Below are 2345 nucleotides of genomic sequence, written 5' to 3'. Positions count from 1 at the left end.
AGCAGTGCATAAAAATCCTTATGAAATCTGACTCTGCGAATTAATCAGCGCTTCCGTAACATCTTGCTGCTGGAAGTCCCGCTCGTTCGCATCAGATCCGGTCATCCGACACCCGCCGTGAAACGGCTGACCAGCTCAATGCTCAATGCTCAATGCTCAAGGCTGAAGGCTCAATGCTCCATCCGCTCACACGCAGCTCAGCCATATGACAGCCCTGTGGATTTACCGGTAATCCGATATACAAAGGAGGCATTCATGCAAACCCGTGGAATTGAAATGAGCCAGCTCTATACGCTGGTAAGAGATACGACAAACCTGACCGATGTGCAGGCTAAGATTCTGGACCACATGCAGGTGGTCCTGCAGCTGGCTTCCGATATTTCGAGAAACCAGGTCTACCTTTGTGCCAAGGGAAAAAATGAAGAACTCTCTGTCATCCTTTCGGCAGTGAAGCCCTCCTACACCCATGGATCCACGTTCTTCCATTCCGGTGATACCCGGCTGGTGGAAGACCTGGCCATTATCGACAATGTCTTTGCCACCGGAAGGAAGGTGGTGGGCCGCATGAAACTGGACCAGGGCCTTACGGTGGCAGTGACGGCTTACCCCATTGTGGATAATGCGGGCCTGCCCTTTGCGGCGGTGTGCTTCATGTCGAATTCCCTGAAGCAGCAGCAGGTGCTGACAGATACGGCAAATCTGGCGCTGCAGGTGCCATTCGACATGGATAAGTACTACAGTATCCGCCCCCAGGATGGGGTGATTATCCTGGATTCCGTGGGGCGCATCATTTACGCCAATGATATGGCCGATGACCTCTATTTCGTACTGGATAAGGAAGCGGTGGAGAAGAGGGAAATCATAGGGCACACCATCGTCCATTTCCCTCTGGTGGACCAGGTCATGAAGACCGGAAAACCGGCCTATGGCGATGAGGTATCGGAAAATGTGACCCTCTCCGCCTGGGGACTTCCCATCATTTCCGGCGGCAAAGTGGCCCGCATCGTGCTGGTACTCACCGATGTCACCGCCATCCGGGAAAAGGAACGGCAGATCCTGGTGAAGGATTCAGTAATTAAGGAAATCCATCACCGGGTGAAAAACAGCCTGAACACCATTGCCGGTATGCTGCGTATGCAGGCCCGGCGGGCGAAGGATGAGGATACGAAGGAAGCGCTCCGCCGGGCGGTGAGCCGGATCCTTGGCATTTCCCAGATTCACGATATCCTGGCCAGCCAGAGCGGTGACCGAATCGATATGGATATTCTCCTGGACAAGATCACGAAGCTCTCCGTGGACAGCCTGGCCCTGAGGCCGGTGAATGTGATGCGGGAAAAGTCGGGACGGTCTCTCATTGTGGATTCTGAAAAGGCGGTGCCCCTGGCCATTGCGGCCAATGAGCTCATCCATAATGCCATTGACCATGGCTTCCGGGATTTACCGAAGGGGACCCTCGTTGTGGGGACGGAGGTCAAGGGCAGCGACCTTCACGTGTATATCAAAAACAACGGGCATCCCCTGCCCGATGATTTCAGTACGAAAACATTTGACCTGGGTCTCCAGATCGTACGGAATCTTTCGGAAATTGAACTGAAAGGCCGGTTTACACTAAAGAATGAAGATGGCCTGGTGGTGGCAGACATTTACTGCCCCCTGGCTGTGATGGAGGGGTAAGGGAATATGGCAGAAAAATACAGGATTGTCATTGCCGATGATGAAGCGCTTATCTGCATGGATCTGCGGGAAATGCTGGAAGAGGCAGGCCACGAAGTGGTGGGCGTAGGCTCCGATGGGGTAGAAGCGCTGGACCTGGTGAAAGAAAAGAAACCGGACCTGGTGATTCTGGATGTGAAGATGCCCCGGCTCGACGGACTCCAGGCTGCAAAGATGATTGCCCACGATAACCTGGCCCCCGTGGTGCTTCTTACGGCCTTTGGGGATGAAGACATGATTGAAAAGGCGAAAAAGTCCATGGTCTTCGGCTATGTCATGAAGCCTGTGGAGGAAAGGACCCTGTTCCCCGCTATCCAGATCGCCGTGAGCCAGTACCGGCAGAAACGGGACATGGTGGATCGGGTGAAGGATATGGAACGGGAGCTGGCAGCCCGTAAAATCGTGGACCGGGCCAAGGGCCTTCTCATGGATTACTACCATATCACAGAGCAGGATGCGTACCGCCGGATGCAGCAGACCAGCATGAAGCGGGGCCTTCCCATCGCAGAAGTGGCCCAGCGGGTGGTCAAGGAAATTATGGCGAGAAAGAATAAGTGAGCAGAGCCTTGGCTCTGCTTAGGGAAGCACTGATTAAATCGTTGTTCGATTATACTCTTGTATTTTCATGCAAT

The 2345-nt window shown here is 53.7% G+C and carries 2 protein-coding genes; both read left to right on the top strand.

Translation table 11 applies throughout. The annotated features are described in order from the left end of the window. The first annotated feature begins 255 nt into the window (after window positions 1-255). Window positions 256-1674, top strand: coding sequence for a histidine kinase N-terminal domain-containing protein (locus tag QZR21_RS09000; protein WP_296101866.1), 1419 nt, complete (start codon window positions 256-258; stop codon window positions 1672-1674). 6 nt (window positions 1675-1680) lie between these two features. Then, window positions 1681-2271: an ANTAR domain-containing response regulator gene (locus QZR21_RS08995; protein WP_296101868.1), complete on the top strand. Its 591-nt coding sequence runs from the start codon at window positions 1681-1683 to the stop codon at window positions 2269-2271. The last annotated feature ends 74 nt before the right edge of the window (window positions 2272-2345 follow it).

It is taken from the genome of uncultured Dialister sp. (genome assembly GCF_900541605.1).
GTDB lineage: Bacteria > Bacillota > Negativicutes > Veillonellales > Dialisteraceae > Dialister.
The sequence above is the reverse complement of the archived record's forward strand: the minus strand, read 5'-3'. Positions and strand labels throughout refer to the sequence as shown.

Excerpts from the sequence above, each read along its gene's own strand:
- QZR21_RS09000 (WP_296101866.1), top strand. The coding sequence starts at position 256 with ATGCAAACCCGTGGAATTGAAATGAGCCAGCTCTATACGCTGGTAAGA.
- QZR21_RS08995 (WP_296101868.1), top strand. The coding sequence starts at position 1,681 with ATGGCAGAAAAATACAGGATTGTCATTGCCGATGATGAAGCGCTTATC.